The organism is Pigmentiphaga humi (assembly GCF_900606115.1).
Classification (GTDB): Bacteria; Pseudomonadota; Gammaproteobacteria; order Burkholderiales; family Burkholderiaceae_B; genus Pigmentiphaga; species Pigmentiphaga humi.
The window spans coordinates 71,091-97,355 of sequence record NZ_UWPJ01000022.1; the positions used below are offsets into that span (position 1 = coordinate 71,091).

The window sequence follows — 26,265 nt, forward strand, 5'->3', positions numbered from 1 at the left end:
TCCGTTCTCCTTGTTAGTGGCCCGCGAGCATGTCGGCAGCGCCGTCCTTGTCGTGGACGCCGAACTTGTCCACCATCGTGGTGCTGGCCTCGTTCAGGCCGATCACTTCCACTTCCGTGCCTTCGCGCCGGAACTTGATGACCACCTTGTCCAAGGCGCTCACCGCGGTGATGTCCCAGAAGTGGGTGCGGCTGACGTCGATGCGTACTTTGTCGATGACTTCCTTGTAGTCGAAGGCATTGACGAAGCGTTCGGCCGATGCGAAGAACACCTGGCCGGTGATGGTGTAGGTGCGTATGCGGCCTTCGTCCTCCGTGAGGGAGGACGCATGGAAGATCCGGCCGACCTTGTGGGCGAAGAAAAAGCCCGAGAGCAGCACACCAACCAGCACGCCCTTGGCTAGGTCATGGGTACCTACCGTCATGGCGACAGTCGCGAGCATCACCACGCTGGAACTCTTGGGGTGCGCGCGCAGGTTGCGAAACGATGTCCAGCTAAAGGTACCGATGGCCACCATGATCATCACTGCAACCAGTGCAGCCATTGGAATGCGCGCCACCCAATCTCCGATGAACACCACCATCAGCAGCAGGAATACACCGGCTGCAAGCGTGGACAGCCGGCCCCGGCCACCCGACTTCACGTTGATGACCGACTGGCCGATCATGGCGCAACCCGCCATGCCGCCGAGAAAACCGCTGGCAATGTTCGCCACGCCTTGGCCTACGCATTCACGGTTTTTGTTGCTGTTCGTGTCGGTCAGGTCATCGACGATGGAAGCCGTCATCATGGATTCCAACAGGCCCACCACGGCCAAGGTGGCCGACACCGGGAAGATGATCTTGAGCGTCTCCAGATTCAACGGCACATCGGGCAGTAGGAACACCGGCAGGCTGTCGGGCAACTGGCCCATGTCACCCACGGTGCGGATGTCGAGGCCAAGGACGATCGCCACGGCGGTCAGCACCACGATGGCCACCAGGGGGGACGGCACGGCCTTGGTGATACGGGGGAAGAGATAGATGATGGCCAGGCCCGCCGCCGTCATGGCATAGACGTGCCAGGTCACGTTCGTCAGCTCGGGCAACTGGGCCATGAAGATCAGGATCGCCAGCGCGTTGACGAAGCCGGTGATGACCGAGCGCGAGACGAAGCGCATCAACGCGCCGAGCTTTAGCCAGCCAGCGATGATCTGAAGTACACCCGTCAGCACCGTGGCGGCCAGCAGGTATTGCAGTCCGTGTTCTTTGACCAGCGTGACCATCAGCAGCGCCATCGCGCCGGTGGCCCCCGAAATCATGCCCGGTCGGCCGCCTGTGAAAGCAGTCACTGCGGCGATGCAGAATGAGGCATACAGGCCGACCTTGGGATCGACGCCTGCGATGATCGAGAAGGCGATGGCTTCGGGGATGAGGGCGAGCGCTACGACGACGCCAGCCAATAGGTCGTGCCGGACGTTGGAGAACCAGTCCTGGCGCAGGGATTTCATCATTGATCTATTCCGGGGGCAGGCTCGGCCGCAGGCTGGAACGGATCTAGGCGCGAATGCCTCTTTCCGAACCCGGAATAGAGAACAGCCCAAAAAGTAAGGGCTGGCAAAACACAGCCAGTCGAACGTACAGCCTCGTGCGAGCGAAGTTTGAAATTAGAAAAGCGGCTCGCTGCGAGACTGATAGTTACACTGGTAAGAGCTCCAAATAGGTGGCTGTGTGCTGATGGGTAGTGCGGGGATTGTAACTGCTTTTGCGCACCGCAGCAAGTCCCGGCAGCGCGTCTCTTGCTAGGTTGCTGCCGTTCCCGATGATTGCCCAGACGCTTGGTAGCTTCTAAGGTCTCTTTCTTAGCGACCGCTCGGCGATGTCCGAGTTCTGCGACTCATGTTCAATGCCAGCACTAGAATGGGTCATGTCCCATTGCGGTCGTATGTCTTGGAAGCATCAGCCTGCCTTGGTTGGTCGGCCACTTCCTTGCGGCTACTTCTTCCCTGTGACTCCGCCCTGAGCGCACATCGTGTGCTTGTCGGCAGTCGCCAGGTTGACCACGAATAGCCGAGTACGCCTCACCCCCTGTCTTGAGGGCGTGAACCTCGTAGCTCATTGTCGGCAACATGAAAGTGTGACTTCCTCGCAGATGTCGATCTAGCGAGGATGTCGAGCTACGAGAAGATGGATGGAACAGCCTAAAGGGCATCTAACCATCAGATCCTGCGATTCCGCAGGCCCTCGCCGATCTGTCATGTACGGAGTCGGTGTGAAGACCGACCAACATAGAACCGACATGGGCCGACATGCGTTGCCAGACAGATTCCGTACAACCCGCCGACTCGCCTGCCGAATGGCCTTTTCATACCGTCTATCTTTGGGACGCACAAACAAGACTCGCTCCGTTGCTACTTCTGGTAGGGGCGTTCGGCTCATGGCTGACGGTGGACATGCTTCGGTGGCAGACGTTTCACTGTAGCCTGGATGTAGCGTTGCCTTGGCTTGCCCTGTTTCATGTGCTATGGCCACTGTTCGGGCCGCGCGGTGCAGCCGTGCGAGCGCAGTTGGGCGCAAGCTGGAATTGGCACAGTTCCCTGGCGCCTTGGTCATTAAGAATGCTCGGCCCAGGTCATCAAGGATTAGCCATCAGAGCACTGGTGCTATTGCTTGCGCTAGGAATGGCCTTTTCCGCCATGTTCTCCCGCACGTGGCACCAAGGACTGGCCTCCGTCTTGGTGCTGGCCGTCGTTTTGCAGATGTTGGGCCAACTATGGGTGCATTGGCGTGCAGGTGACGCACTGCTGCCAGCACTGCTACATGGCATGGGCCCAAGTCGCCTCAATGAAGCCTTGCCAAAACACGCACGTGGCATGGCACTGATTCTGACAATGGTGATTCCGGTCTGCTGGGGATGGCAAGAGGTACGCATTGAACCTTAACTGTCCTGTAGCAGAGCTGAAATTGGGGGTTGGTTATCGCCCGAATCCTCGCTGCCGCCCAATCTCCCACGACACCCTACCGCCGCGCACCGTGGCGGCAAGCTGCTGCCCCAAGCGTTGTTCGATCACCGGCTTCCACGGCACCAGACTGAATCCCATGCCGTCATCGAGCATCGCGTAGCGCCCGCTGGCGAGCATGACGGAGCGCCGGTAGATTCCGGCCACGCGCTGCCCGTCGGCGACCGGGCGATGCTCCAGGCCGGTATCAGCAGCAATGGCCTTCGCGGCCTGTGCCAGTTCCCGGTTGCGCAGCGTGCCCAGCAGGTTGCGCGCCAGGATCACGCGCTGCCCGCGCCGCTCGGCCAGCCCTTGTTCGGCGAGGAAGTCGGCGCGCTGCTGCATCGCCTGCTTGGCCTCGCCGCCAAACCCCAGGTCGCCCAGGCCAGTGCCGCCGCCGATCAACTGTTGGTCAAGCCAGGTGGCCCCGATCACGCGCGCCTGCCGCTCGATGGGCAGGTGCGATTTCAGCTCCACGGCCACGCCGCCCAGGCGCTGCGCGTCGTAGCGGCGGCCCTGCTCGGGCAGGTCGCCCGGCACCTTCCATAGCCCCTCGGCTACGCGCTCCACGATGCCCGCCCGGCGTAGGGCTTCCAGCCTGCGGACATGGGCCGCCACAACTTCCTGCGGATCGCGTCCGGGGACGGCCTGGCCCTGTGTCACGGCCAGGTGGTGGTCGGTGCGGTACAGGCCATCGCTCGCCAGCGCGGCAATGTTCCTGTCGGCCGCGCGCACGTCGGCCGATCCCTTCACCTCCACCACGGCCCCGGTCGGATAGTTCGCCAACTCGTCGCGGGCGTTGAGCGCGACGTAGTGGGCCTTGCCGTCCACGCCGTCGATGACCAGATAGCCCCGGTCGTGCAGTTCGTCGGCCAGCCCCTTCGCGGCCACGCGGCCGACGATGGTGCGGCCATCCTCGCCCGGCTCGAACACCGCCAGCTCGCGCGGCTGGCCGCTCATGGCCCGCTGCATGGTGCGGATAATGTCGCCGCGCTCGCCCAAGGCGCGCAAGGTCTTCTCGGCATCGGCATGGATGGCCCAGGAGCCGGGCTGCGTCTCGTCGGCCAGGCCCAGGCGCTGCAAGCGTTGCAGGCGGCCGATCAGCAACAGGCGTTGGCGCTGCAAGCGAGGTTCGTTGAGCCGTTCGACATGCACCAGGCCATCGTCGCCGGCCTCGCGCTTCAAGGTGCGATCCAGACTCGTCCACCGCTCTTGCTCCACCTCGCGCTGCAAGGTCTGCTGGATCTCCAGCTCAGTGCGCGGCCCCAGCCACTCGGTCGCCAGTTCGGCGGCGCGGTGGCGGAAGCCGTCGGCGATGTAGTCGCCCGCGATGATGAGGTCTTTGCCGGTGTCGTCGCGCCCGCGCACGACGATGTGCGTGTGCGGGTTGTCGGTGTTCCAGTGGTTCACGGCCACCCAATCGAGGCCCGTGCCCAGGTCGGCCTCCATGCGGCCCATGAGGTGCCTCGTGTAGGTGCGCAGGTCTTCCAGCTCCGCGCCATCCTCGGGCGAGAGGATGAAGCGGAAATGGTGCCGGTCGTCGGCGCAGCGTTCCTTGAAGGCGTCGAGGTCGGCCACGTCTGTCTGCGCTCCGTAGGCTTGACCCGGTTCACCGTCGCGTCCCACACCGTCGCGCTCGATGTAGCGCAGGTGCTTGGCGAGCGACTGCGGGCTGGCCCGCTGGTGATTCACCAGCAGCGTCTTGATGGTCACGCGCCGGGACATGGGCGTCAGCTTCGCGTCCGCGAAGCGCGCCGCCGTATGGCCGCGCCCCAGGCGCGAGCCGGGCCGCTGGCCGGTGCCACCCGTCGCGCCAGGACGGCGCACCGAGGACTTCCCGCCGCTGGCCTTGCCGGTCTGCTTGAGCACCTTGGAAACGAAGCTCTGCCCCTGTCCCTTGCCCCGGTTCTTCGGGGCGCTGGGGCGCACGCGGAAATCGTCATCGCGGCGGTCGCTCATGGCTGCGTTCCATGAAAGCTGGGGCGTGCCCCGGCGTGCGAAGCACGCGGGCCGCCCTGTCTTGGCGTGGGCCTCGCACCACACGCGGCACGGCGGCGAAGCCGCTCCGTGCCGTGCCAACCCCACGTGCAGACTGGCTTTCGACGCGGCCCGGTGCCGCGTACTTTTGTCTTGCCTTCCGCCTTTGCCCCTCGCTGACGCTCCGGGCAGCGGCGGCCCGGCGGCGTTGCTGCGCGAGCAGCCAGCGCGCCGGCGAACGCAGCGACGGCCAAAGGCCGGGCGCATTCGAGGCAAGACGCCTGCACATGGGAAGGCAGCGCGAAGTGCGGCGCCCGATACGTAGGATCGGCGCTCGCACGGCACGCGCGACGACATGAGGAAAGCCACGGGATCGGCACGCCCGATGGCACGACAAGATGCACGGCAACGTGCAGTGAGTCGGCGGCCATCATGGGTGGGCCTCCAGCCAGATCGGGCGCGCGACGCCGATCACGGCAGATGCGCTGACCGGCCCGAAATACCGGCTGTCGAACGACGCCGGATTGGTCACACTGAGAAGGAACAGTTCGCCAGGCCGAAGCTGCCGGCACTGCGGCCAGGATGGCAGCGGGCGGCCCAGCCGGTCGGCGGGCCGAACGGCAGCCACCGGCACGCCGTCGATCCACACCAGCGCATCGAAAACGCAAACGTGCTGCGGCGCGACTGCGCCTACACGTTTGAGCAGCGGCACGCGCACCGGCAGATAGCCGCGCTGCGCAGCGAGTGCGGCGGCCGTGGTCGGCAGCGGCACCAGCACGATGCTGTCCACGGACAAGGGACGTGGCAGCGAGGCGGTGCGTGGGTCGAACGGGTCGATGCGATACCAGCCGACCGCCACGCTGTCGGACGGGTTGTAGATCAGGCGCGGCAGCGGATGAACGAAGGACGCCCAGGCCAGCGCAGCGAGGCCGCAGGCGGCGAGGCCCGCGAGCACGATGCGAGCGCGCAAGCGTGAGCGGGTGTGCGAGCGAGGACGCGGCGCAGTGCCGCCAGTGGAAACGGCGGTCATGGCAGCGCCCTCCCGGTCAGCCAGGCGGCGTGCCGCTCGGTGGTGTATTCGGGCAGCGGCAGGCGCGCAGCAAGCCGGTTGGCGAGCGTGCGCCAGTACGCGGGCGAGACGGCGATGGCTGCGATGCCCAGCGCCTCGATGGCGTCGATGCGCTCCAGCACGGCGCGCACTTGCCCGTCGCCCTCGGCGTGCAGCAGCAGGCGCGCGCCCGGCTGCACGCCGGGGATGCGCTGCGCGCCGTCCAGCGGCGTGCAAGCCTGCATCACCATGAGCTGCCAGCGCACGGTGCCGAAATCGTTGGACTGCCAGCGCACGCGGCAGAACACCGCACCCGGCAGGAACACCGCGCTACGCCGCCAGCGGTCGAGCTGGTGCGTGCGCGCGGGTTCGCCGAAGCGCAGGTAGAGCTTGAAACGGGCCTCGATGTAGGCCAGCGCCACGCGCGTCAGCGGCGCGCTGGCGGGCTGGCCGGAAGGCGCGCTGAATGATGGCTGTGGCGCAGCCGTGGCCGCGCCAGCGGCAGGCGCGGCAGCAGGTGCAGTGGATGCGGTCATGGTGTGTTCTCCCTGCGGTTCTCGGAAAACTCCCGCTCCAGCAGGCCGCGCAGCAGGTCGGCCACGGTCACGCCTTGCGTGAAGGCCGATACCTTGATGCGCGCCCGCATGGCGGGCGTGATGTCGAGCGTGAGGCGGGCGGTGTAGAGGTCGCCCTTGCCCAGCGCATCGGCGTCGCCTTGCCGAATCCACGCTTCAGCGTGCGGATTCGCGGGCGGACGCGCGCCTATGCCGACGCGCTTTGCTGCGCGCTTGCCGTTCGGTGGTGGCTTCGCTGTCATGTCGTCCACCGCAGCAGTTCGTCCACCAGGACGGTGATTTCACGGGCGGCGGCGCTGTCCGGTGCCGTCTCGCGTGCAAGCCGGCCAGCGGCCACGCTGTCGGCGAACACGATGCGCTGATGCACTTCCGCGCGCAGCGCAGGAAGCGGCTGGTCGGCGAGCGCCTGGCGTGCTTCGCGCCCGATCACGGTGGTACTGACACGCCGGTTGATGACGAAGGCCGCGCGCAGCGCAGGCCGAAAGACTTGCGCCTCGCGGATCAGCGCCACCATCTCGGCGCTGGCCCACAAGTCGTAGGGGCTGGGTTGCACCGGGATCAGCACGCGCTCGGCCGCCAGCAGCGCGGAGCGCGCCAAGGCGGCGATGCGCGGCGGGCCGTCGATGACGACGTGATCGGCGCGGCGTGCCAGCTCTGGCGCTTCCTGATGCAGCGTCTCGCGTGCGAGGCCCACGGCGCTGAACAGCCGTGGCAAGCCTTGCTGGCTTCTGCGTTGCGTCCAGTCCAGTGATGAACCCTGCGGGTCGGCGTCCAGCAGCACGACGTGCTGGCCGCGCATTGCCAGTTCGCCAGCGATGTGGGTGGCGAGCGTGGTCTTGCCCACGCCGCCTTTCTGGTTGAGTAGCGCGACGATCATGGCTTGGCCCTCCATGTTGGAAAGCCCGGCTGTTGCTGCTGCGTTGATGGCCGCGTGGCGGTTATCCACCGCAGCGGCGTTTCCCTACTAAAAGTTAGAGAAATTAAGTTAGGGAAGTTAGAGGGCGCGCAAACCCAGTGCTGGCGCGGGTTTGCGGCCGATTTTGTTGCCTGATAGCACGATAGTTCGTTGCCTGATAGCACGATACTTCTGTTGCCTGATAGCACGAGTCCGTCCACAGGCTCTCCCGCACTTATCCCCGTGCCGTGGACGGCACGGGCCGGAACGTGAGCAGCGGCGACGAAAGCCCGGATACGTGCTCGATGCCCAAGTGGTAGCCGGGCAAGGACTGCCGCGCGACCAATGCCCGCAGGTCGGCGGCGAAGTCGTAGTAGCGCGCCACGCTGCCCGATTTGCGGTACAGGTGCTGAAAGTCGAACTGCCAGCCGTGTTCCTGCCTGCCGCCGTGCTTGCGCACCAGGCGGTACAGCCACCGCTCGATGCCGCCGGTCAATCGGAAATACGCCGGGTCGATGGTCAGCACCAGGGCGGCGTCGATCACGCCCGCATAGAACCAGTCCGGCAGGATCAGCTCGATGCCCAGCGGCGTGCCGCTGGCATCGGCCAGTTCCTTCCATTCGTTGATCCATGAGAACCGATGCAGGCGCCGGCCTGTCGTCTCGCGGATGGACGTGGCCACGGTGGTCGATTGCAGGCGATCCAAGGCCGCTTTGAGGCGCTGGTAGTCGCGCAGCGACGTGCCGCGCCCGATGAAGCGCAGGATCTCGTAGGGCGTGGCCTGCATCAGCCGCGACGGGCGCAGGCCCGCGTCGCGCGCTTCCACGATCTGGCTGGCGGCCCAGATCAGAATGTCGGCATCCCAAATCGTGGCGATGCCGTGCTCGGCTGTGCCCTCCACGCGGATCGTGACGTTGCCGGCCCGGAAGTCGATTGGCGCAACGCGCCGAGACTTCGCCAGCGAGAAGAACGGAAAGGCCATCAAGTCCTGGCTGTCGCGCGGCGCCATGTCGCCCGGCAAGGCGCGGAACAGGTCGAGCTGTTCGCGCTCTTGCATCGGCCGCTGCCGCACGGGCAGCGCGGGGCTGGACATGACGATGGCCTGACGCGCGCCAGCGATCAGCGCGCACGGCTGTCCGCCGAGTGGTGCTCGGCGTACTCGGGATCGGAAGTCGTCTCGAAGCTGCGGTCGGCGGCCCAAGCATCGAGGTCGGCCACGGCGTACATGACGCGCCGGCCGAACTTGCGAAAGCGTGGGCCGCCGCCGATCACGCGCTGCTTTTCCAGCGTGCGCGGCGACAGGCGCAGGTACTCGGCGGCTTCGTCGTTGGTGAGGTAACGCTGCGGCTGCGCGGCAGCGGTCGAGACAGTGGCGGCAGGCCGCAAGGGAGCGGGACGCATGGTGTGAACCTCCATCGGTTGAAAACGACCAGCCACACAGCGCGACCGGATGGAGGCAGTCTCAAGAAGCGAGGGGTTTTCGATCAGGGACGTTTTGCGTCGGCTGCAAAACGTCCCTTCTCAAGCGGCGCAAGCTGTGCTAGGCGGCGATAGCCGCCGCGCATCAGCGCATCGCCGCGCCGTACCAGACGGCGCACGCGGGCGCGCAGATCACCGTCGGCGTGCCAGTCGGCCGCCACGGCATCGGCGCCGAACAGCCCTTCGGCGATTTCGCGCAAGGACGCGCCCGCCAGGGCTGCGTCGAGCGCCTGCAAGGTGTGCAGTTCCAGCAGCGCGGCGAGTGTCGGCCGGGGCTTCGTATCGGCCATGTCGGAGCTGGGCAGATGCCCATGCACCGGCGCGGCAGCGCCGCCGCGGTGGGCATAGGCGACAGCCATGCCGTCCTCCAGGCCGGGCGCCAGCACGAAGCGCACGCATCGGCCAGGGCTGCGCGCGATCAGCGCCAGCCCTTTGCCGTCATGCAGCAGTTGCTTGTGCCCAGGGATGTGCCAGAACGCAAAGACCGCCGCATCGAGCGGCGGGTCGGCGTCGGGATAGAGTTGCACCACGGCAGCGTGGCCGGGCAGCCAGGCTGGATGCGCGTCGCGCACATCCAGCACCGGGTCTTCCAGAAGGCGCAAGCCCCAGCGATGCGCCGCGTCCTGTGCCGCCTGCGGCCGGCGATGACGGCGCAGCCAGTCGAGCCGGTAGTCGGGATGCCTGCGCAGGTATTCCCAGGCGAGCGCGAGGTCGTCCAAATGCAGCGCGTACAGGTACGCGGCAGTCGGATACCAAGGCTCGGCGCTGCGATCGACCATGACGCAACCTCCCTGCGAACAGGACTGGCCGCCACGGAAGAACTACGCGCTACATCGGTATCGTCAGAACGTCATGGGTTAAAAAAGATGGATGGACCTGTCAAGACCGATTGGCTCCGACGCGTTGCGGTAGTCGTCTCAATGGCGGGGCAGCGGCGCCCCAGCCGTGGGACGCCGTATCGTCCAGCCTGCCGCAGCCCGCGCGGGGCATCATGTCTATTTGGATCAGACTGGCGTGGGTATGCCGCAATAATCCCGATTGAGACTTGCCCGGTATGACAAAAGACTGAAAAAGTCACAGTCGGCGGTGGTCAATCTGGAATGGCCCCGTCTCGCTCGGCTAGGCGGGTGTACTCCGACAGCGTGCGCGTGGGCCGGAAATAGAGGTCGCGCAGTACGGGCTGCTGGCGCGGCCCGACGATGCCGGCCAGCTCGGACAGCTTGACGGTGCCCTGCGCGGGCATCCCGATCCCCAGGTCGATAAGGCCCCAAGCGGTGTCGCCATCGGCGGGATCGAGCGCCGCCAGCAGCCAAGTCACATGCGCGTCGGGCGTGAACAGCCGCACCACGGGCACCGGGTCGATGGCCCGGCCAGCGGCACGGGCCTCGCCGTTGGCGAGCAGTTGCGCGCGCTCTGGGTCGGTGGCGAGTGGCTGGGGCATGGTCGGTAATCCCACGAATCCAATGATGCACGGATGCGGTTTCGCGCCAAAGCGCAGAACTGCCGAGCCGGATTTGTGCCTTCGTGCGCAAGCACGGACGCGGTTCCGTGGCTTTGCTGGAACCCGCCGATGCGGATTTCCGTAAAGGCACAAAAACGGATAGCAACACCAAATGAACACTATAGATTGTAGTCCTATAGGGCGCAATGGGCTGTCATCTTGGTTTTTTGAGGGAAACCATAGGTGGCGGCTGGGTATTCATTGGCAAAGGCGTTGAAGACGGTCAGAAAGGCGCGTGGCTTGAGCCAGGAAGCCTTCTCTGACGTGTCCAGCCGCACCTATATGAGTACCCTCGAACGCGATCTGAAAAGCCCGACCTTCTACAAGCTGGCGGAGTTGTGCGAGGTGATGGAGATCCACCCGCTCACGCTGCTGACGCTGGCCTATGCGGGCAACAGCCCGAGCAAGGCCGACGAGCTGCTGGCGCAGGTGCGCCAGGAGCTAGAGGCGGTGTTGAGCGAACGCGACGCGGCGAAGCCGCGTGCGTGATGCGGTGATGTGCTGCGATCAGCAGCACAGCGCCCCGCCGCGATGGGCGGGGCGCTGTGGCGGTCACGCCGCCTGGGGCTTGCTGCGCGACCAGATCAGGTCGTGCGTGCCGTCCTCGCCTTCGATCAGGCGGGCATAGACCGGCGCCGGGAACGAAGGATCGTCAATGCTCACGGACTTGTAATCCCGCCCGGCCTCGCTTTTCTTGTTCCATGCCGCGCCGATGTCGTGACCGGCGGCCTGGAGCCGGAAGTCGGGAGCGTTCTCGCTGCTGCCCTTGTCGTTGGGAACCAGTTTGACCTTGACATTGAGCGTCAGGGTGCGAAGCGTGCCGGTGAAGCCGTCTTTGTCTGCGGTGAAGGTGCCGATGTTGGCCATGATGTTTTCTCCTGTCGGTTGAACAAGGTTCGCGCCCATCGCGTCCTTGTTGTGATCCGGCTGGCGGGAGACGGGCTGGCTGCACCGCTTGCGGTCGAAACGCAGTGGAGAACCGGAAGGCGAAAAGAATTTGCTGCGCGAGGAAGCCGCGCAGCGGCGGGGAAATTGTTTTCGCCGGACGGTTGCAGTCATGAAGCCCGAGGCGCAGCCGCGCCACCGCCAGGATTCACAACGAGACAAGGACGCCTTGGGCCGAACCGCTCCGAAAGGAGATGGGGCCGGCTCGGCATCCCCGCATGAAGGCTGCTCCGGCTCGCCCGCTGACGCGGGCCAGGTCAACCACCCGACGACAGGCGAGAACGCCCCTGCCGCACCTTGCGGTGCCGGTCTTGAGGCGTGGTGTGGAAGCTCCATAGCGATGTCGGGCGGGTTGTCCGTGAACCGTCCTTCGTGACGTGACAGGCAGGAACCGCCAGCGTTGAGGACCGCACGCATTTGCACAACCCGCCGCAGCAAGCGCCAGCGTGTTCGCCGGCACGCCGTCCATCGCGGCGGGGCGCTGGCCGAGCCGATCCGGCGCAGCCGGTTCGGCGGCATCAAGGGGCGCCAAGCATTGCGCGGCGGGGGATAGCCCGCAGGGCTTTCCCCTGGACATAAGCGTAGCGCGCAGGTATGGGCCGGGCGAATGCTCGGCTGCTCTAACGCCGCCGCCTGAGCCACCGCGAAGGCGGCGGCGTTCTGATTCGGCTGTTGGCCTTGAACACCGGGCGCGGCCACCGCCGCGCCCGGATTTTCTTTTCACCGCGCCCAGGGCGGAACGGCCTGGGCGCGGTGCTGTTCGGGTTATTCCTTCGTCTCGATGAGCCACCACACGGCACGCGGCAAGGCGCGGCCCGTGATGGGGTGAATGTCGGTGAGGTCGGCGCGGGCTGACCAGCCCGAGGGCGGACGGTAGCCGCGCACGTCGCCGTCGCCGTGCCAGCGGCGGGCGCGTACCACGCCGGGGGCATAGATCGCCGCCATGCGTGGGCGGCTGGTGGTAGTGCGGGTCATGGGGCGTTTTCCTTCCAGCGAAGCGCCCCGGTCGAGGCCGGGGCGCTTGCTGTCGGCGCGGGTCAAGCGGCCAGCGCCACGGCGGGTTCATCCGCCATTGCCTCGGAATCCTCCGGGGCGTCGTCCTGCTCCTGCGGTTCTGCCTGCGGTTCTGCCTGCGTGGCTGCCTGCGTGCCTTCGGCCTTGAAGATGGCAGGCATCCAGCCTGTGCCGTTCGCCAGCCGCTCGGCTTCGCTGGCAATGTCGGCCTTCTTCAACTTCGCCAGCCGGGAAACCTGCTCTGGCGCGTACTCGCCCACGGCTTGCAGGATGGCGGCCTTGGGAACGTGCTGGAAGTAGCCTTCCGCGCTCGGCTGCCACCATGCTGCCATGTCGAGGCCCACGGCCTGCGCCAGTTCCTCGCCGGGCTGGCGCAGCATGGCGCGAGGCGTCACCACGTCCACCGTGGAAGCCACGCACACGGCCAGCAGCCGCACCAGTTCGTCTTGCGGCTTTGCCAGCAGCGCGGCGAACAGTTCGGCGCTGTCCTGCGGCAAGCCTTCACCGGCCACTTGTTGCAGTTCGCGCAGCGCCACGGCGGCGGGCGATTCCGGCCAGTCCGGGGCCATGCCTTCCAGCCGGTCTTGCATTTTCAGGCTCACGCCCAGCGGCAAGTCGTGGCCGTAGCGGCTTTCCTGCAAGACGGTCTGCACCATGCCATGCACCAGCGCGGCCAGCGCCACTTGCGGATGCCGGGCGACTTCGATTTGCAGCGCGGCGGTGCGGTGGGCGCTCAACCGTTGCGCCAGCCGGTCGGACATGGCGGCGGTCTTTGGCTGCCCGTCGCCGTCGCCGTCTCCGTCCTCGCCTTCGTCGTCGTTCCCGGCATCCTCGCCGCTGAAACCTTGGCGCAGGCGTTCCAGCGTGCGCAGCGCCTTGGCCTCGGCCTCGCGCATCAGCCCGCGATGAATCACGGCCTGCCCGTTGCGGTCGATGGTGACGATGGCACCGGCTGCGGCCTTCGCGGTCGGGCTGTAGTCCTGCAAGCCATCTTCCAGCGCCTGCAACTGCTCGCCCACGGCTTCGCCTTCCTCTTGCAGTGCATCGGCCTTGTCCTCGTCCTCGGCGTCCAGCGCGTCATCCACGGCTGCGGCCAGTTCCTGCATCTTGGATTGCAGCTTCTCGATGCGCTGCGCTTCGCGCTTGGTCGGCTCGCGCCGCTCCCTCGGCGCACGTTGGAAAGCGTGCAGGTCAGCATGGGTCACGCCCGGCGTGGCATCCACCCATGCCCAGCCTTCGGCCTTCACCTGGGCGGCCATGCCCGCCAGCCGGTCTTGCGCCAGCCTGTCCAGCAGCGCGGCATCGGTCAGATACACGCCCGCGTCACCTTCGGCGAACAGATCACGGCGCACGCCACCGCCTGCGGCTTCATAGGTGTCCAGCCCGACGAAGTGCACCAGCGGATGCCGGTAGGCGTCGATTTCCCGCTCGGTGAGGCGGTCGCGCAGCGCGGACGGCTGGCGCTGCCACGTCGGCGCATCGTAGAAGGCGGCTTCCTGCGCGGCGTGGTCGTCGGTGATGGCAAGGGCCATCAACTGGTCAAGGCTTACGGCTTCGGCGCGGTAGTCGGCCAGCAGCCGGGGCGAGACGTTCGCCAGCTTCAAGCGGCGCTGCACCACCAGCGGGGACACGCTGAAATCGGCGGCTATGTCCTCGATGGGTCGGCCTTCGGCCACCAGCGCGGCGAATGCCTCGAACTGGTCTGCGGGGTGCATGGCTTCGCGCTGCACGTTCTCGGTCAGGCTGGCGGTGCGCGCCGTGCCATCGGCCACCAGCAGGCAAGGCACCTCCCATTCCTTGCTGATGCGGTGCTTCTTCGCCAGCAGCTTCAACGCGGCCAGCCTGCGGCCACCGGCCACGACTTCGTAATGTTCGCCATCGGCGGCGGCAATCACGATCAAGTTTTGCAGCAGGCCCACGCGCTGGATGCTCGCGGCCAGTTCGGGGATGGACATGCGCGGGGTCTTGCGCACGTTGCGGCCCGTGGGGCGCAGCACCAGCCGCGACAGCGGAACCAGAATCAGGTTCTTGGTCGGGTCGGCGGCTTCCAGCGGGATAGCGGCGGCGGCATTGACGGCGCGGGCTTCGGTGTAGGTGGTTGCGTTCATGGTGATAACTCCTAACGGTTCAGGGATGCAGCAGCGAAAGAAGCGGCAAGGGCTGCTGCCTGCCCCTGCCGCGTGGGGAATCAGGCTTTCAACTGGCGCAGGCCATCGGCCAGCATCCAGAGGGCGCGATTGAGGCGCACATCGGAATCAATGCCCTGCACGGGGCGGGTCTGCTGGCGGCGTCCGTTGGCGCTGCGGCCATGCAATCCGCCTTTGGTCAGGTTTTCTTGCGTGCGGTTGAACACGCTCCACAAGTCCGGGCGGCGGTCGTCGAACCGGCGCGGCATCAGGATTTGCGATTCGGTGATGGGCGCGGGCTTGTTGTCGGTGGGGTCGTACTTGAGGGCCAGCGCGGCGCGGGCGAATACTTCGGCCTCGCCTTCGTCCAGCGTGATCGCACGCATGGCATCGCGGGAATCCTTCACCCGGTCGAAGCCGCGCAAGACTTCGTAAGCGCCTTCGATGACATGCCCGGAAACGTCGCCCTTGTGGGGTACGCGCACATCGGCCACGGTGTCGCCACACACCAGCCCATTGCTGCACACGAACCGGAACATGCCCGCGAGCATCTGATAGCTGCTCGTGCCATCGTGCGAGTTCAACAACACGATTTCATTGGCCTCCGCGCCGTTGATCTGGCTGGCGTGGCGCAGGCGCAGCATGTGTTTCGTATGCTCGCGCTTGCCTTCATCGCGCACGCGGGTTTGCGTCACCAAGAAGGGCTGGAACCCTTCTTTGCGAAGCTCGGCCAGCACGGCGGCGGTGGGGATATAGGCGTACCGCTGCGAACGGCTTTCATGCGGCGCGTCCGCGAAGATGGACGGCGCTACGCGGTGAATCTGGTCATCGGACAGCGGGTAGTCGCTGCGCAGCGAGGGGGAGCGGGAAGCGAAGCGGGATGCGAGTTGCATTTCATTTCTCCTGACAAAGAAAAAAGGGTTTGCTGTTCACCGCACACCGGATTCCTAGATTCGGAGCCCAGCCTTTCGGCTGTTTGGTGCGGTCGGCGAGAGGAACCCGGTTGGCCCTGTTGCCACCGTCTTCCTGAGTTCATCGCCCGCGACGGTCAGGAGCGCGCGGACGGGGGCCGTCAAGGAAACAAGCGCAGGGGGTGGTGCGGCCCGCAGGCGTAGCCGAGGACACGGCCCTGCGCGCCTTGATGGCACGCGGGAGCGGGCTACAGTCGCGGACAAGGTGATGAAGTCAGGGGAGACGGCTGGACATGGCAACGGCCTTCCCCTTGCGCTGACTGCACGGCAAGCGAAGCGCGCAGGCCCGGATCTGGAAGCCGGGCCGAAGGCGTCAGCCGAGCGGAGCGAGGGAACGATGGAAGCCCGACAGGGGCGAGACGCCGCAGGCGGCTCGATGCGCTACGCGCACGACAGCGCGACCGGCCATGTTTCTTGGCCGGGGACGCCCAGCCTTCAAGGTTCGATGAGCACCAGGCGCACTACGCCCCACGCATCGGGAAGCGGGTTCTGCTGTGGCTGCGGATTTCTGGCCGAGCCGACGCAGCCGGTTCGGCGGTCTTTAGGGGTGCCAAGCATCGCGCGGTGGGGATAGCCCGCAGGGCTTTCCCCTAGAGGCAAGCGAAGCGCGCAGCGCCCCGGAAGGGGCGCGAAGGCATCAGGCCGAGCCATCAGGACGCAGGCTGGATTCCGCAACCGGCATCCACGGCGATGCCGAGTCCAGCAGGTAGCGCGCACCGCGGGCGTACATACCTGAAAGCCCGGTGGGCTGATAGAACCCGGTGACGCGGAGCCGGAACTGTGCGCCGTACTCGTTGGTGAAGATCACCGCGTCGCCGATCTTGAAGCGCAGCGGCTGGCCGTTTTCCGGCGCGAACGGCTTGAGCGCATCGTGCTGCGCGGTGATTTCGATGATGTAGTCGTGATGGCTGCTCATGGCATTGATCTCCTGTGATGGTCGAGAAAGCGCAAGGAGCGCCTTGCGGCGCTCCAGGTGCGAGGTCAGAGAACGATCCGCCCAGCCAGCCGCGCATCGCGCGCATAGCCGCTCAACCGCTTCTCGGCCCGGAAATACAGGTCACGCTCGATCGGCAGGCCCAGCCCGCCGCGCACGGTCGCCAGCTCGTTCAAGCTGACCCAGCCGATTTCCGGCTCGCCCAGGCCCAGGTCGAAAAGACCAAAGGCGTGGTCATGGTTGTCGGGATCAATCTCGGTCAGCAGCCAGGTCGCGCCACCGTCCGGCGTGAACAGCTTGACCACCGGGGCCGGATCGAAGTCCGGGTTCTCCAGCGATGCGCGGCCGTTGGCCTGCAGCACGATGCGCTGCTCGGCAGTGATGAGTGCGTTGTTCATGGTGAACTCCTGAAAGGTTGCCGGGCGGAATTGCCCGACCCTTCCGGGGCACGGCGCAGCGCAAGCAGTCAGGGGTCGCAGACGGCCGCCAGGACGCAAGCGCCATCGCGCGCAGCCCTTGACGGCGAGAACGCCGTGGCACGATGAAGGGGACAGCAAGACCGCCCCATACCTCCATGCAGGCCATGAATTTCCGAAACGCTGTCTCGGAAATCCGAGGCAGCGTTTTCGCCCGGCCCGCGCCGGGCGCAGCAAAAAGGGGCCGAAGCCCCTTGGTCAGATCAAGCCGCATTCGGCAAACGATGTGGTGTCGGTGCCCGCCACGATGACGTGATCCAGCACGCGCACGTCCACCAGCCCCAGCGCCTCCTTGAGCCGCTGGGTCAGCGCCCGGTCGGCACCGCTCGGCTCGGGATTGCCGCTCGGATGGTTGTGCGAAATGATGACCGCCGCCGCATTGAGCCGCAGCGCCTCCTTGACCAGCTCGCGCGGATACACCGATGCGCCGTCGATGGTGCCGCGGAACATTTCGGCGTATTCGATCAGCCGATGTTGCGTGTCCATGAACAGCACCGCGAACACCTCATGCTCGAAGCCGGCCAGCTTGGCGCGCAGGTACTCCTTGACCGCCGCCGGCGACGTGAACGACGTACCGCGTTGCATCTTGCGCTCGATGGCCTGGCGCGCGGCCTCCAGAATCTGCTCGGCAGTCGCCAGCAGGTAGCGGCCCTGTGCGTCACGCACCATCAGCGAGGAATCGAACGAGGAAAAGGACAGTTGCGACATGATCGTGCTCCGGTTGCTCGGGCGGAATTGCCCGGAACCGTGGAGAGCACGGCGCAGCGCAAGCAGTCAGGGGTCGAGGACGGCTGCCAGGCCGCAAGCGTGCAAGCACGCGCAGCCCTTGACGGCGAAAACGCCGTGATACGGTGAAGGGAACAGCAAGACCGCCCACACCCGCCCAATGCACACACTCGCCTTTGTGCAAGCGGAGCGCGCAGGCCCGCCAGGGCCGAAGGCGTCAGGGGTCAAAGCCGGATGGCCGCGATTCGGCACGAAGCGCGGGGCGCAGCCCGCGAACCCGACGGCGGTACGCCGGGACGCCACCAAGCGGTGTTTTCCTTTCTTCTTTCTATTAATTCTATAATTGTTGTATCATCGAATAATGAATGAAGATCAAGCCGTTTCCGCCCTGAGTGCGCTGGCCCACACGCAACGACTGCGTGTATTCCGCGCCCTGGTCGTCGCCGGGCCGGAAGGACGCACGCCCAGCGTCCTCGCCGATCAGCTCGACGTGGCCCGCAATACCTTGTCCTTCCACTTGAAGGAACTGGCCCACGCTGGCCTCGTTTCCATCGAGCAGCAGGGCCGCAACCTGATCTACCGCGCCGAGTACGGTCACATGAACGGCCTGATCGGCTACCTGACCGAGCATTGCTGCCAGGGCGGCGTCTGCGAGGTTTCCGAATCCCCTAACTGCAACTGCTGACGCCATGACCGACACCACCTACAACGCACTGTTCATCTGCACGGGAAATTCGGCCCGTTCCATCCTCGCCGAAGGCTTGCTCAATGAGCTGGGCCAAGGCCGCTTCCGTGCCTGGTCGGCCGGCAGCCACCCGAAAGGCGAAGTGAATCCGCTGGCACTCGCCACGCTGGAACGCCTGCGCCTGCCGACCACGGGCTACCGCAGCAAGAGCTGGGACGAATTCGTGGTTCCCGGTGCGCCGGTGTTCGACTTCATCTTCACCGTCTGCGACAACGCCGCCGGCGAGGCGTGTCCGCTGTGGCCGGGCCAGCCCGTCTCGGCGCATTGGGGCGTGCCCGACCCGGCCGCCGTCGAAGGCACCGAGGAACAACAGCGCAAGGCGTTCATGGACGCGGCCATCACGCTGCGCCGGCGCATAGAACTGTTCCTGTCGCTGCCGCTCCAGCGCCTCGATGCCATGTCCTTGCAGCGTGAGCTGCACGACATTGGACGCAAGTGAGGCAACCATGACCGCCAGTGCATCCGCCAGCCGCGCACCGACTGTTTCCGCCATGAGCGTGTTCGAGCGATACCTGACCGTGTGGGTGCTGCTGTGCATCGTCGCCGGCATCGCGCTCGGCCAGTTCGCGCCCGGCATGTTTCAGGCCATCGGCCGCATAGAAGTCGCCCAAGTCAATCTGCCGGTCGGCGTGCTGATCTGGGTCATGGTGATCCCAATGCTGCTCAAGGTGGATTTCGGTGCGCTCGGCCAGGTCAAACAGCACTGGCGCGGCATCGGTGTGACGTTATTCGTCAACTGGGCAGTCAAGCCGTTCTCAATGGCACTGCTGGCGTGGATCTTCATTCGGCACGTCTTCGCCGAGTGGCTGCCGGCCGACCAACTCGACAGCTACGTGGCCGGCCTGATCCTGCTGGCCGCCGCGCCCTGCACGGCGATGGTGTTCGTCTGGAGCCGGCTGACCGGCGGCGACCCCGTATTCACGCTCTCGCAAGTCGCACTCAACGACACCATCATGGTGTTCGCCTTCGCGCCCATCGTTGGCCTGCTGCTCGGCCTGTCGGCCATCAGCGTACCGTGGGACACGCTACTGATCTCGGTGGCGCTTTACATCGTCATCCCGGTCATCGTCGCGCAGCTCTGGCGGCGGGCGCTGCTGCGCCGGGGCCAGGCCGCATTTGACCGCGCCCTTGAACGCATCGGCCCGCTGTCCATCGCCGCGCTGCTGCTGACGCTGGTGCTGCTGTTCGCCTTCCAGGGCCAAGCCATCCTGCAACAACCACTGATCATTGCCATGCTGGCGGTGCCGATCCTGATCCAGGTGTTCTTCAATTCCGGCTTGGCCTATTGGCTCAACCGCAAGACAGGCGAGCAACACTGCGTCGCCGGCCCGTCGGCCCTGATCGGCGCGAGCAACTTCTTCGAGTTGGCCGTGGCCGCGGCCATCAGCCTGTTCGGTTTCCATTCCGGCGCGGCGCTGGCCACCGTGGTGGGTGTGCTGATCGAGGTGCCGGTGATGCTGCTGGTGGTGCGCGTGGTCAACCGCTCGCGCCGCTGGTACGAGCGCGGCCACGCAACGAACTGAGAGAAACCCATGAGCAACATCACGATCTATCACAACCCGAACTGCGGCACCTCGCGCAATGTGCTGGCCCTGATCCGCAACAGCGGCGAGGAACCCACGGTCATTGAGTACCTGAAGACGCCACCGACGCGGGAAACGCTGGTCAAGCTGCTGGCGGACGTGGGCCTGAGCGCGCGCGAGGTGCTGCGCGAGAAAGGCACGCCCTATGCGGAGTTGGGCTTGGCCAACCCAAAATGGACGGATGATCAGTTGCTCGATGCCATCGGGCAACATCCGATCCTGATGAACCGGCCCATCGTGGTCACGCCGCTGGGCACGAAGCTGTGCCGCCCCTCGGAAACCGTGCTGGACATTCTGCCGAATCCGCAGCGCGGCGCGTTCAACAAGGAAGACGGCGAGGCGGTAGTGGATGCAAAGGGGCAGCGTGTCTGATACCCGTATCGGCCTGCCGAACCTCGATGCCACGCTGTTCCAGCAGCCGGACAAGGAACGGCTCCTGACACCCGAACGCGCCACGCACGCGCCGCGCTTCCTGCTGCTCTACGGCTCGCTGCGCGACCGCTCGTACAGCCGCCTTGCCGCCGAAGAAGCGGCGCGCATCCTGCGTGCGCTCGGCGGCGAAACACGGTTCTTCAACCCGTCGGGCCTGCCGTTGGTGGACGATGCCGGCGACGATCATTCGAAGGTAAAGGAACTGCGCGAACTGGCGCAATGGATGGAAGGCATGGTGTGGTGCTCGCCGGAGCGCCACGGCGCGATGACCGGCCTGATGAAGACGCAGATCGACTGGATTCCGCTGTCCTCCGGAGCGGTGCGCCCGACCCAGGGCAAGACGCTGGCGGTGATGCAGGTATCAGGCGGCTCGCAGTCATTCAATGCGGTCAACCAGATGCGCGTGCTGGGTCGCTGGATGCGGATGCTGACCATCCCGAACCAGTCTTCGGTCGCCAAGGCATATCAGGAGTTCGATGAAACCGGGCGCATGAAGCCCTCGGCCTATTACGACCGCATTGTGGACGTGATGGAAGAACTGATGAAGTTCACGCTGCTCACGCGCGACGCGGCACCGTATCTGGTGGATCGGTACAGCGAGCGCAAGGAAAGCGCCGAAGCGTTGTCCAAGCGCATGAAACAGGAGTCGATTTGATGCCAGAGCCAGCCACCGCAGAGCGCGACAACGCCGGGCGCGTTTTTCTGGTCTTTCTGCGGCTGGGGCTGACCTCCTTCGGCGGGCCAATCGCGCACTTGGGCTACTTCCGCACGGAGTTCGTCGAGCGTCGCCGCTGGCTGGACGATCGCAGCTACGCCGATCTGGTCGCGCTGTGCCAGTTCCTGCCGGGGCCGGCCAGCAGCCAGGTCGGCATGGCGCTTGGCTTGGGCCGTGCTGGTGGGTGGGGCGCACTGGCGGCTTGGGTCGGATTCACGTTGCCCTCAGCGCTCGTACTGATCCTGTTCGCCTACGGCATTTCCGAATACCACCCGCTCGCTGAAGCCGGTTGGGTGCATGGCTTGAAAGTGGTTGCCGTCGCCGTGGTGGCGCAAGCGGTGTGGGGCATGGCGAAAACGCTGTGCCCCGACCGGCCCCGCGCCGCGCTAGCGATCCTGGCCGCGTTGCTGACACTATTGCTGCCGTCGGCCTGGGTGCAAGTCGCGGCCATCGTCATGACGGGCCTGATCGGTCGCTGGTGGCTGCAACTGCCGCCGCTGCCGGCAGCGCATCTGGCCTCGTATGCGGTGTCGCGCCGTACTGGCGCGATAGCGTTGGGCTTGCTGGCCGCGTTGCTGCTCGGTCTGCCGTTGTGGGCGGCGGCCAGCGGCTCGACGATGGCTGCGCTGATCGACGGCTTCTTCCGCGCCGGCGCACTGGTGTTCGGTGGCGGCCATGTCGTGTTGCCGCTGCTGCAAGCAGTCACCGGCTCGACCGGCGCGGTCGGCAATGCCGATTTCCTGGCCGGCTACGGTGCGGCGCAGGCCGTACCGGGGCCGCTGTTCACCTTCGCGGCCTATCTCGGCACTGTGGCCGACTGGCCCTTGCACGGCTGGCTTGGCGGGCTGGTGCTGCTGATCGTGATCTTCGTGCCAGCCTTCCTCGTGCTGATCGGCACGCTACCGTTCTGGCAGCGGTTGCGCCACCGGCCGAGCATCCAGGCTGCAATGGCGGGCATTAACGCAGGGGTGGTCGGCATCCTGCTGTCCGCGCTCTACGACCCCGTATGGACAAGCGCCATCCACGGACGCACCGATTTCGCTCTGGCCTTGGCCGCCTTCGGCCTGCTGGTCTATGGACGCTTGCCGCCGGTGCTGGTGGTTGTGCTGGCCGCCATAGCGGGGCAAATCCTGTCTGCCTGATCCTGCGCAGAATCAGGAGGGCGCTACGTCATGCACCTGGGTGTGCTGGGCATCAGGCGCATGCGGGTAGGCAAACGGGATGAGTGTGATTCGGAGCGAAACGCGGGGTGCAGCCCGCGAACCCGACGGCGGCACGACAGGACGCACAAATGCTGCTTGGCCTACTCCGTGTCCTGCGTGCGCTGTTCGATCTGTAAGCGCGCCCGCTCGGTCGCCTGCTGCAATCGTTCGCCCAACACCGCACGCGGCGGCAAGGTGGTCAGGTACTCGGCGACGTGGATGCCCGACTTGTCCAATTCCAGTAGTTCGATTTGCTCGCGCTTCTTGCCCGTGCAGAGGATGATTCCCAGCGGCGAGGCTTCTTCCGGCTCCCGCTCGTGCTTGTCCAGCCAGCGCAGATAAAGCTCCATCTGCCCCTTGTACGCTGCCTTGAACTCGCCGATCTTCAATTCGACGGCCACCAGCCGCCGCAGCTTGCGGTTGTAAAAAAGCAGGTCAAGGTGAAAATCCTCGTCGTCAATCGGGATGCGCTTCTGCCGGGCAACGAAGGAAAAGCCCGCGCCAAGCTCCAGCAGGAAGGCTTCCATTTCGCGGATGATCGCGGCTTCCAAGTCGCCTTCCTGCCAGCTATCCCGCAGGCCCAAGAAGTCGAGGATGTACGGATCGCGCATGACCAGCGCCGGGGTCATGCGCTGCGCATCGCGCAGGGTCGCCAGTTCCTGCGCGATGGTTGCTTCCGTCTTTTGGGACAGCGCCGTGCGCTCGTACAGCATCGAGTCGATGCGCTCGCGCAACGTCCGCACGCTCCAGCGTTCGGCGCTCGCCATCTGCGCGTAGTAGTCCCGCTGGAGCGGGTCTTTCAGCGGGATCAGGGCGATGAAGTGCGTCCAGCTCAATTGTCGTATCAGTGATACGACAATTCGCTCGTCCGGGTAAGCGACGGCGAACTGCACCATCCGACGCAGATTCTTGACCGAAAAACTGCTGCCGTACTCCTTCACCAGTTGCGCTGCCAAGGTCAGCACGACTTCCTCGCCGTAGTCGGCCCGCCGACCTTCCAAGACCTGCGTATGGATGCGCTGGCCGATGCGCCAGTAGAGCATCGACAGCTCGCTATTCACCGCCGAAGCGGCGCGCTTGCGCGCCGCTTCGATCAATGTCCGAATGTCGCCCAGCAGCGCCGTCGGCGCTGCGGGCGAAGGAACAGATGCTTTGCGCCTGTTCATGCGATGGCCTCCTGGGGCTGCCGCGCGCCCGTGATGGCCTGCCGCCGGCTCGCCACCAGTTCGGCCGCATCACGCACCGGCTTGTCCTCGGTGTGAACGTAGTGCATGAACATTGCCACGGTCTTGTGGCCCGTCAGCTTCATACCTACCTTGGTCGGCACGCCCGAATTGGCAATGTCGGTAGTCGAGCGATGGCGGATGCCGTGCGTACCGACATGCGGAACACCGGCGGCCTTGAGCACGCGGCACCAGCCGCCATAGTGCTCGCCAAAGGTCAGGTGCTTGGTCGGGTCGTTGGGCGACGGCAGGACGTAGGGGCAACCGTCCCGGCGCGGTGCGGTCGAGAACAGCCGATAGGCTTCCGCGCTCATGGGCTTGGAAAGGCCGCCGGTCTTGCTGTCCGGCCACACCACGCGCCGATTCTCCAGGTCGATCCAGCTCCATTCGAGCGTGCAGATTTCGGAGCGACGACCGGCAAACTCGAATTGCAGGCGGATCGCCAGCGGGATGACGTAGTTCTCCAGCCCTTCCGCCTCCAGCTTCTCCAGTTGGCGGAAGATCAGCGCCAGCTCGTCGTCCACGATGAGCCGGGTTTCCTCGCCGGGCGGATACATCGGGACGTGGCGGCACGGGTTCGTGCCGTCCGGGCGGAAGCCCCACACTTCGGCCAGGTTGAACATCTTGCGCAGCACGCCAAAGGCATTGTTCGCCTCGGCCGGCTTGTAGGCCAGCTTCTCCATCAGCCCGGCAATGTCGGGCCGCTTCACGTCCTGCACCTTCTTAGGGCCGATCAGCGGGACGATACAGCGGTCGATGACCGCCTGATAGCCGCGCTGCGTGCTGGGCTTGTTGCGCTTTTTGGAGTAGTCCTCCATGAACTTCTTGCACAACGCTTCGACCGTGGGTGCCTTGCGCGCCTCGGCCTTGGCACCGCCGGGATCGCCGCCCCGGCGAACCTCGGCCAGCCAGTCTTGCGCCATGACGCGGGCCTGCTCCACGGTCAGTTCCCCGAACAGGCCCAGCGAGGGCTTGCGAGGCTGCCCGGAGTTCGTGCGGTACTGGAGCATGAACACCCGGCGGCCCTTCGGGGTAATCTTGCAGAGGAAGCCGGGCACAACGGTATCCCGTAGTTCGATGTCCTTCGCCTGGGGTTGCGCAGACTCTACGGCGGTCTTGGTGAGCTTGATTTTTGCCATGATGACTCCTTGGAACGACCCGGATTCCAAGAGCCAGATAGGAGCGGCGCGAGGGCAAACCGGGTCAGATTTCAGAAAGCACCGGCATATGATGGACGCGCGTAAGCTATTGATAAACCTGCTGTATCGAGCTGCTGCGCAGTCCAGCGAACTACCGGGCTGGAGTCATCGTCAAACAAAAAAACCCGCCACAAACGAATCTGGCGGGTTTCTCAATGACGGCTACGGCATCTGTTTCGACCCAGGGCGCCGCGGATCCGGCTTTGCCGGTCCGGCGCCGGGCCGCCCCAAGGCGGACCAGGCCCCCTCGGGGGCTGCCGCGTAGCGGCTGGGGGCTCACCATCCTGGGCCCGCGTAAGCGGGTAGGGGTGGGCCTTACACTTACATCACGGCAGGCGAATCCGGCTCGGCACTCTTGACCGACACGGCCTCGCCTGCGCGCGACGGAATGGGCATGGCGCCGGCGGACTTCGGCGGCGGCGCAAGGTTGGGCAGCTCACCGGACAAGCCCGCGGCCGAAGCCAGCCTGCGGCGCTCGGCCAGCACCTTGTCGCCATAGGGGCTGGAACCGTCCGGCCCCACGCCCACATACATGCGCAGGCCCACGATCAGCGAGCCGCCGCGTTCGATGTATTCCTTCAGGATCGCCGCCCCGACCCGGATGTTGGCCACCGGATTCCAGGCCGCCTGCTCGCCGCCGAAAGGCTGGAAACGCTCGACGTGGACACGGGTCAGCACCTGCATCAGGCCCTGCGCGCCCACATGGCTTTCGGCAAACGGGTTGAAGCTCGATTCGATGGCGATGATGGCCAACAGCAGCAACGGGTCGATACCCATTTCCTGGCCCACGCCGTAGGTGGTGGAAATCAGCATCTGGGTGGCTTCGTTCGACACCCGGTACTTGCGGGCGATGTAGCGGCCCAGCGATTCGGCCTGGGCCGAGGACACCTTGATGACCGGCAGCTTCTGCGCCAGGTCGCCATTGCCGACGGACCCCAGGAACGACACGGTGCGCTCATGCGACGGCCGCGCGGGAACCGGCTGCCAGTCCGCAGGCAGGGCATTGAGTTCCGCGGCCGGCGCCTGGGCCACGGCGGGCGCCACGCGCGGCTGTCCGATCTGGGCGCGCAGATCGGGCACGGACAGGATTGCGATGGCCGCCACCGCGGCGGCCGTTCCTACTATATAGCTGGTAATCGAGCTGGACCACTTCGCCATGACCTGTCGGACCTGGACGGCGCCCTGCCCGGACGACGAGCGCAATTGCGCGTCGGGCATGCTTACCTCCTTGCACTGGCGGGCCATAAAAAAACACCGCATCCGGGAAACGATGAACACCGGACGTGTTGGCCTCGACCTGCTTGGCTGCACATCGCACCGCTGCCAGGACGACAGCGGTACACCTGCATGGTCGCTATCGTGGATAGCCTGGGACCATGCCTGTTTCGGGCAGAGGGCGCGAAGCGCCGCTAGAGAACTCCAGTATGGTGGGCGCCCGATGGCCCGTTGAATTCGTCCCGGTGCTGATTTGCCGCCCGGCCTTCGTAGGGCTGGTAGGGGCGGCGGCACCGGGCGCACGCTG

The 26,265-nt window shown here is 65.8% G+C and carries 27 protein-coding genes; 7 read left to right on the top strand and 20 right to left on the bottom strand.

Annotation, left to right across the window (positions count from 1 at the left end):
- Nucleotides 1–13: 13 nt before the first annotated feature.
- From PIGHUM_RS13525 to PIGHUM_RS13580, 10 genes are all read right to left on the bottom strand, one after another.
- Entirely contained in the window at nucleotides 14–1,492 is a 1,479-nt protein-coding gene (locus PIGHUM_RS13525; protein WP_023121633.1) for a SulP family inorganic anion transporter, read from the bottom strand.
- A gap of 1,461 nt (nucleotides 1,493–2,953) precedes the next feature.
- Nucleotides 2,954–4,936 (bottom strand): relaxase/mobilization nuclease domain-containing protein, encoded by a 1,983-nt coding sequence (locus tag PIGHUM_RS13530; RefSeq protein ID WP_023121635.1) that lies wholly within the window; start codon nucleotides 4,934–4,936, stop codon nucleotides 2,954–2,956.
- Between the two features lie 448 nt (nucleotides 4,937–5,384).
- The gene (locus PIGHUM_RS13540; protein WP_033457388.1) at nucleotides 5,385–5,984 is read right to left on the bottom strand and encodes a S26 family signal peptidase; all 600 of its coding nucleotides are present in this window, start codon (nucleotides 5,982–5,984) and stop codon (nucleotides 5,385–5,387) included.
- Nucleotides 5,981–6,538 carry a DUF2840 domain-containing protein gene (locus PIGHUM_RS13545; protein ID WP_023121637.1) on the bottom strand — a complete coding sequence of 186 codons (558 nt, stop codon included), beginning with the start codon at nucleotides 6,536–6,538 and terminating at the stop codon, nucleotides 5,981–5,983. The genes PIGHUM_RS13540 and PIGHUM_RS13545 overlap by 4 nt, the downstream gene beginning before the upstream one ends.
- A complete protein-coding gene (locus tag PIGHUM_RS13550; RefSeq protein ID WP_023121638.1) occupies nucleotides 6,535–6,819 on the bottom strand; it encodes a hypothetical protein in 285 nt (94 codons plus the stop codon). Before PIGHUM_RS13550 ends, PIGHUM_RS13545 begins: the two co-directional genes overlap by 4 nt.
- Nucleotides 6,816–7,454, bottom strand: coding sequence for a ParA family partition ATPase (gene parA, locus PIGHUM_RS13555; protein ID WP_023121639.1), 639 nt, complete (start codon nucleotides 7,452–7,454; stop codon nucleotides 6,816–6,818). The genes PIGHUM_RS13550 and parA overlap by 4 nt, the downstream gene beginning before the upstream one ends.
- 253 nt (nucleotides 7,455–7,707) lie before the next feature.
- Complete coding sequence (locus PIGHUM_RS13565; RefSeq protein ID WP_023121640.1) at nucleotides 7,708–8,565, bottom strand: replication initiator protein A; 858 nt, start codon at nucleotides 8,563–8,565, stop codon at nucleotides 7,708–7,710.
- Between the two features lie 26 nt (nucleotides 8,566–8,591).
- A complete protein-coding gene (locus PIGHUM_RS13570) occupies nucleotides 8,592–8,873 on the bottom strand; it encodes a helix-turn-helix transcriptional regulator (protein WP_003107109.1) in 282 nt (93 codons plus the stop codon).
- Nucleotides 8,874–8,956: 83 nt separating this feature from the next.
- The gene (locus PIGHUM_RS13575) at nucleotides 8,957–9,730 is read right to left on the bottom strand and encodes a DUF2285 domain-containing protein (RefSeq protein ID WP_023121641.1); all 774 of its coding nucleotides are present in this window, start codon (nucleotides 9,728–9,730) and stop codon (nucleotides 8,957–8,959) included.
- Nucleotides 9,731–10,041: 311 nt separating this feature from the next.
- Complete coding sequence (locus PIGHUM_RS13580; RefSeq protein WP_023121642.1) at nucleotides 10,042–10,392, bottom strand: DUF2958 domain-containing protein; 351 nt, start codon at nucleotides 10,390–10,392, stop codon at nucleotides 10,042–10,044.
- A gap of 243 nt (nucleotides 10,393–10,635) precedes the next feature.
- Here PIGHUM_RS13580 and PIGHUM_RS13585 point away from each other — a divergent pair, with 243 nt between their 5' ends.
- Nucleotides 10,636–10,941: a helix-turn-helix domain-containing protein gene (locus PIGHUM_RS13585; RefSeq protein WP_023121643.1), complete on the top strand. Its 306-nt coding sequence runs from the start codon at nucleotides 10,636–10,638 to the stop codon at nucleotides 10,939–10,941.
- 63 nt (nucleotides 10,942–11,004) lie between these two features.
- Here the strand turns inward: PIGHUM_RS13585 and PIGHUM_RS13590 are convergent, their stop codons facing one another.
- From PIGHUM_RS13590 to radC, 7 genes are all read right to left on the bottom strand, one after another.
- Nucleotides 11,005–11,319, bottom strand: a complete 315-nt coding sequence (locus PIGHUM_RS13590; protein ID WP_023121644.1) for a DUF736 domain-containing protein — start codon at nucleotides 11,317–11,319, stop codon at nucleotides 11,005–11,007.
- Between the two features lie 843 nt (nucleotides 11,320–12,162).
- Nucleotides 12,163–12,372, bottom strand: a complete 210-nt coding sequence (locus PIGHUM_RS13600; protein WP_023121645.1) for a hypothetical protein — start codon at nucleotides 12,370–12,372, stop codon at nucleotides 12,163–12,165.
- Nucleotides 12,373–12,434: 62 nt separating this feature from the next.
- On the bottom strand, nucleotides 12,435–14,519 hold the full coding sequence (locus PIGHUM_RS13605; protein ID WP_023121646.1) for a ParB/RepB/Spo0J family partition protein: 2,085 nt from the start codon (nucleotides 14,517–14,519) through the stop codon (nucleotides 12,435–12,437).
- A gap of 80 nt (nucleotides 14,520–14,599) precedes the next feature.
- Nucleotides 14,600–15,430 carry a DUF932 domain-containing protein gene (locus PIGHUM_RS13610; RefSeq protein ID WP_023121647.1) on the bottom strand — a complete coding sequence of 277 codons (831 nt, stop codon included), beginning with the start codon at nucleotides 15,428–15,430 and terminating at the stop codon, nucleotides 14,600–14,602.
- Between the two features lie 715 nt (nucleotides 15,431–16,145).
- A complete protein-coding gene (locus PIGHUM_RS13620; RefSeq protein ID WP_023121648.1) occupies nucleotides 16,146–16,424 on the bottom strand; it encodes a hypothetical protein in 279 nt (92 codons plus the stop codon).
- Nucleotides 16,425–16,489: 65 nt separating this feature from the next.
- Complete coding sequence (locus PIGHUM_RS13625; RefSeq protein WP_023121649.1) at nucleotides 16,490–16,840, bottom strand: DUF2958 domain-containing protein; 351 nt, start codon at nucleotides 16,838–16,840, stop codon at nucleotides 16,490–16,492.
- A 276-nt stretch (nucleotides 16,841–17,116) separates the two neighbouring features.
- Nucleotides 17,117–17,626, bottom strand: coding sequence for a RadC family protein (gene radC, locus PIGHUM_RS13630; RefSeq protein ID WP_023121650.1), 510 nt, complete (start codon nucleotides 17,624–17,626; stop codon nucleotides 17,117–17,119).
- 379 nt (nucleotides 17,627–18,005) lie between these two features.
- On the opposite strand from radC, the gene PIGHUM_RS13635 reads away from it, so the two are divergent.
- Genes PIGHUM_RS13635 through chrA form a run of 6 tightly spaced genes read left to right on the top strand, consistent with a single transcriptional unit; the run spans nucleotide 18,006 to nucleotide 22,261 of the window.
- Nucleotides 18,006–18,329 carry an ArsR/SmtB family transcription factor gene (locus PIGHUM_RS13635; protein ID WP_023121651.1) on the top strand — a complete coding sequence of 108 codons (324 nt, stop codon included), beginning with the start codon at nucleotides 18,006–18,008 and terminating at the stop codon, nucleotides 18,327–18,329.
- 4 nt (nucleotides 18,330–18,333) lie between these two features.
- On the top strand, nucleotides 18,334–18,828 hold the full coding sequence (locus PIGHUM_RS13640) for an arsenate reductase ArsC (protein WP_023121652.1): 495 nt from the start codon (nucleotides 18,334–18,336) through the stop codon (nucleotides 18,826–18,828).
- A 7-nt stretch (nucleotides 18,829–18,835) separates the two neighbouring features.
- Nucleotides 18,836–19,912, top strand: coding sequence for an ACR3 family arsenite efflux transporter (arsB, locus tag PIGHUM_RS13645; protein ID WP_023121653.1), 1,077 nt, complete (start codon nucleotides 18,836–18,838; stop codon nucleotides 19,910–19,912).
- Between the two features lie 9 nt (nucleotides 19,913–19,921).
- Nucleotides 19,922–20,344 carry an arsenate reductase (glutaredoxin) gene (gene arsC / locus PIGHUM_RS13650; RefSeq protein WP_023121654.1) on the top strand — a complete coding sequence of 141 codons (423 nt, stop codon included), beginning with the start codon at nucleotides 19,922–19,924 and terminating at the stop codon, nucleotides 20,342–20,344.
- Nucleotides 20,322–21,059, top strand: coding sequence for an arsenical resistance protein ArsH (arsH, locus tag PIGHUM_RS13655; RefSeq protein ID WP_023121655.1), 738 nt, complete (start codon nucleotides 20,322–20,324; stop codon nucleotides 21,057–21,059). The genes arsC and arsH overlap by 23 nt, the downstream gene beginning before the upstream one ends.
- Nucleotides 21,059–22,261 carry a chromate efflux transporter gene (gene chrA / locus PIGHUM_RS13660; protein ID WP_023121656.1) on the top strand — a complete coding sequence of 401 codons (1,203 nt, stop codon included), beginning with the start codon at nucleotides 21,059–21,061 and terminating at the stop codon, nucleotides 22,259–22,261. The genes arsH and chrA overlap by 1 nt, the downstream gene beginning before the upstream one ends.
- A 161-nt stretch (nucleotides 22,262–22,422) precedes the next feature.
- Here chrA and PIGHUM_RS13665 read toward each other — a convergent pair whose 3' ends face one another.
- The 3 genes from PIGHUM_RS13665 to PIGHUM_RS13675 form a co-directional block, all read right to left on the bottom strand.
- The gene (locus tag PIGHUM_RS13665) at nucleotides 22,423–23,487 is read right to left on the bottom strand and encodes a PDDEXK nuclease domain-containing protein (RefSeq protein WP_023121657.1); all 1,065 of its coding nucleotides are present in this window, start codon (nucleotides 23,485–23,487) and stop codon (nucleotides 22,423–22,425) included.
- On the bottom strand, nucleotides 23,484–24,683 hold the full coding sequence (locus tag PIGHUM_RS13670; protein WP_023121658.1) for a tyrosine-type recombinase/integrase: 1,200 nt from the start codon (nucleotides 24,681–24,683) through the stop codon (nucleotides 23,484–23,486). The genes PIGHUM_RS13665 and PIGHUM_RS13670 overlap by 4 nt, the downstream gene beginning before the upstream one ends.
- A gap of 381 nt (nucleotides 24,684–25,064) precedes the next feature.
- Nucleotides 25,065–25,961: a transglycosylase SLT domain-containing protein gene (locus tag PIGHUM_RS13675; RefSeq protein WP_124080117.1), complete on the bottom strand. Its 897-nt coding sequence runs from the start codon at nucleotides 25,959–25,961 to the stop codon at nucleotides 25,065–25,067.
- Between the last annotated feature and the right edge of the window lie 304 nt (nucleotides 25,962–26,265).

What these genes read in the sequence shown, in the direction of transcription:
- PIGHUM_RS13525 (WP_023121633.1), bottom strand. Translation starts at nt 1,492, where the DNA reads ATGATGAAATCCCTGCGCCAGGACTGGTTCTCCAACGTCCGGCACGAC.
- PIGHUM_RS13530 (WP_023121635.1), bottom strand. Translation starts at nt 4,936, where the DNA reads ATGAGCGACCGCCGCGATGACGATTTCCGCGTGCGCCCCAGCGCCCCG.
- PIGHUM_RS13540 (WP_033457388.1), bottom strand. Translation starts at nt 5,984, where the DNA reads ATGACCGCCGTTTCCACTGGCGGCACTGCGCCGCGTCCTCGCTCGCAC.
- PIGHUM_RS13545 (WP_023121637.1), bottom strand. Translation starts at nt 6,538, where the DNA reads ATGACCGCATCCACTGCACCTGCTGCCGCGCCTGCCGCTGGCGCGGCC.
- PIGHUM_RS13550 (WP_023121638.1), bottom strand. Translation starts at nt 6,819, where the DNA reads ATGACAGCGAAGCCACCACCGAACGGCAAGCGCGCAGCAAAGCGCGTC.
- parA (WP_023121639.1), bottom strand. Translation starts at nt 7,454, where the DNA reads ATGATCGTCGCGCTACTCAACCAGAAAGGCGGCGTGGGCAAGACCACG.
- PIGHUM_RS13565 (WP_023121640.1), bottom strand. Translation starts at nt 8,565, where the DNA reads ATGTCCAGCCCCGCGCTGCCCGTGCGGCAGCGGCCGATGCAAGAGCGC.
- PIGHUM_RS13570 (WP_003107109.1), bottom strand. Translation starts at nt 8,873, where the DNA reads ATGCGTCCCGCTCCCTTGCGGCCTGCCGCCACTGTCTCGACCGCTGCC.
- PIGHUM_RS13575 (WP_023121641.1), bottom strand. Translation starts at nt 9,730, where the DNA reads ATGGTCGATCGCAGCGCCGAGCCTTGGTATCCGACTGCCGCGTACCTG.
- PIGHUM_RS13580 (WP_023121642.1), bottom strand. Translation starts at nt 10,392, where the DNA reads ATGCCCCAGCCACTCGCCACCGACCCAGAGCGCGCGCAACTGCTCGCC.
- PIGHUM_RS13590 (WP_023121644.1), bottom strand. Translation starts at nt 11,319, where the DNA reads ATGGCCAACATCGGCACCTTCACCGCAGACAAAGACGGCTTCACCGGC.
- PIGHUM_RS13600 (WP_023121645.1), bottom strand. Translation starts at nt 12,372, where the DNA reads ATGACCCGCACTACCACCAGCCGCCCACGCATGGCGGCGATCTATGCC.
- PIGHUM_RS13605 (WP_023121646.1), bottom strand. Translation starts at nt 14,519, where the DNA reads ATGAACGCAACCACCTACACCGAAGCCCGCGCCGTCAATGCCGCCGCC.
- PIGHUM_RS13610 (WP_023121647.1), bottom strand. Translation starts at nt 15,430, where the DNA reads ATGCAACTCGCATCCCGCTTCGCTTCCCGCTCCCCCTCGCTGCGCAGC.
- PIGHUM_RS13620 (WP_023121648.1), bottom strand. Translation starts at nt 16,424, where the DNA reads ATGAGCAGCCATCACGACTACATCATCGAAATCACCGCGCAGCACGAT.
- PIGHUM_RS13625 (WP_023121649.1), bottom strand. Translation starts at nt 16,840, where the DNA reads ATGAACAACGCACTCATCACTGCCGAGCAGCGCATCGTGCTGCAGGCC.
- radC (WP_023121650.1), bottom strand. Translation starts at nt 17,626, where the DNA reads ATGTCGCAACTGTCCTTTTCCTCGTTCGATTCCTCGCTGATGGTGCGT.
- PIGHUM_RS13635 (WP_023121651.1), top strand. Translation starts at nt 18,006, where the DNA reads ATGAATGAAGATCAAGCCGTTTCCGCCCTGAGTGCGCTGGCCCACACG.
- PIGHUM_RS13640 (WP_023121652.1), top strand. Translation starts at nt 18,334, where the DNA reads ATGACCGACACCACCTACAACGCACTGTTCATCTGCACGGGAAATTCG.
- arsB (WP_023121653.1), top strand. Translation starts at nt 18,836, where the DNA reads ATGACCGCCAGTGCATCCGCCAGCCGCGCACCGACTGTTTCCGCCATG.
- arsC (WP_023121654.1), top strand. Translation starts at nt 19,922, where the DNA reads ATGAGCAACATCACGATCTATCACAACCCGAACTGCGGCACCTCGCGC.
- arsH (WP_023121655.1), top strand. Translation starts at nt 20,322, where the DNA reads ATGCAAAGGGGCAGCGTGTCTGATACCCGTATCGGCCTGCCGAACCTC.
- chrA (WP_023121656.1), top strand. Translation starts at nt 21,059, where the DNA reads ATGCCAGAGCCAGCCACCGCAGAGCGCGACAACGCCGGGCGCGTTTTT.
- PIGHUM_RS13665 (WP_023121657.1), bottom strand. Translation starts at nt 23,487, where the DNA reads ATGAACAGGCGCAAAGCATCTGTTCCTTCGCCCGCAGCGCCGACGGCG.
- PIGHUM_RS13670 (WP_023121658.1), bottom strand. Translation starts at nt 24,683, where the DNA reads ATGGCAAAAATCAAGCTCACCAAGACCGCCGTAGAGTCTGCGCAACCC.
- PIGHUM_RS13675 (WP_124080117.1), bottom strand. Translation starts at nt 25,961, where the DNA reads ATGCCCGACGCGCAATTGCGCTCGTCGTCCGGGCAGGGCGCCGTCCAG.